Raw genomic sequence first — 875 nt, 5'->3', positions numbered from 1 at the left:
ACGCACAGACCCGGCACCGGTAAACGAGAACCCGTGAGCTGACCGGCAGCATCATAGGTATACACCACCAGTCCGTCGGCAGATGCGCCCTGCCTGTTAAGTGAGGACGAAGTTTTTAGCCCACGTGAAATCTCCCGAGGCGCTCTGCCTACTACGGAACTCGGGCCCGAACTCAGGACCACCAACAGGACAATACTCTTTCCCGTACCCCTCGTGGGCTAACCCCGAAACCACAGGCACCTCTAAAAGACGCTGCACCCAATACTTATCCTGCATAAACCGCACCAAAACCTGAGCATCCTGAGTATTATTCGGGTCAGCCCAATACCCATAATCCAGCCGGAACGCCACCTGAGAACCCACATACCGGCACGGTTCCACATGCGGTTTAAACCGATACACCACCCCTGCGGTATCGGTGAGCTCAAAGAGCCCGTTCTCATCCCCTAATAGGGTGAAATAACTAGAGTCAATCTGCCAGTAGTGCAGTGTAAGTTTCCGTCCCCGGTTCGTGACCCGGACGAGTTTCTCGGGCAGGATTTCCCGGTACGAGACCCTGCACACCCACAAACCCCACACAGCACCAGGAGTAAAGACTATAAGTAGCCCTACGCTAACCCAGTCTCCCGTGTCTAGAGGTACACCACTGATTCTTAGCTGGATCGTGGCGTACAGAATAAGCGCTAGCATAATAAGCAGTACCCATAAGAGCATTTTAATGAACCACGAGGCTTGTAACCGCACCGACGCCAACACCCGCACCACAGCCCGAGGATCAGAGGTTTCTTCTACCACCTGCTGGGTTTTCTGCTCACGATCACGCCGGCGCCCTTCAAATACTGCTGAGAGCCAAAACGTCCCCACCACAAAGACTA

1 protein-coding gene is annotated in these 875 nt (G+C 54.3%); it reads right to left on the bottom strand.

What is annotated here, in order from left to right; genetic code table 11:
• Positions 1-96 precede the first annotated feature (96 nt).
• A partial coding sequence (locus tag HMPREF3016_RS01265; RefSeq protein ID WP_070739560.1) for a hypothetical protein occupies positions 97-875 on the bottom strand: 779 nt, incomplete at its 5' end.

The sequence above is a fragment of the Rothia sp. HMSC065D02 genome, from assembly GCF_001815285.1.
Classification (GTDB): domain Bacteria; phylum Actinomycetota; class Actinomycetes; order Actinomycetales; family Micrococcaceae; genus Rothia; species Rothia dentocariosa.
Note: the sequence above shows the minus strand (reverse complement) of the source record. Positions and strands in the feature narration are given on the sequence as shown.